We start from the raw sequence: 516 nt of genomic DNA on the forward strand, positions 1-516 counted from the left end.
ATATAAGGCTTAAGTATTCCCGCTTGCCATAGTAACGATGCGTTTTAAAGTCCAACGCAACAGCACAGGGATACATTCCATGCCTTTCTCTTCGCAGTGAGACACAATGGCTAGAGCCAAATCTGGCTTCGCATGTTTTTTCAAAACGCGGTTAACCACTTTCTTCGCCGGAATTGGATGGTCATGAGGGACTTTGATCATGTCCTTAAAGAAAAGCTCGAAACCATGATTATAAAGAAAATGCTCGATGTCCCGATCGGGCAGTTCAGTGAGCCTATGGCGCTCTTGATCATGCCCAAGCTGCGCTCTTACTGTGTGGGCGTATTTTTTACCCGCAGGGTCACCATCGGTAACCACATGCCAATCGATACCGAACTCTTTGGCTACTTTTATTAATGAACGTAAGCCAGATTGTGCAAATTCGACAATCTGAACCCCTTCAGCGGCGAGATCGTATCCACATTGTCTTGCCAATTCATTAAACAACCAAACCTCAGTTTCGCCTTCCACTAATAG

Annotated in this window: 1 protein-coding gene; it reads right to left on the reverse strand. The window is 45.3% G+C overall.

The features are described 5' to 3' along the window. Window positions 1-9: 9 nt before the first annotated feature. Window positions 10-516 (reverse strand): ATP-dependent nuclease (locus tag R7Q11_RS29415; protein ID WP_318094495.1); only part of this gene is annotated, 507 nt, incomplete at its 5' end.

Source organism: Vibrio sp. 970 (assembly GCF_033339075.1).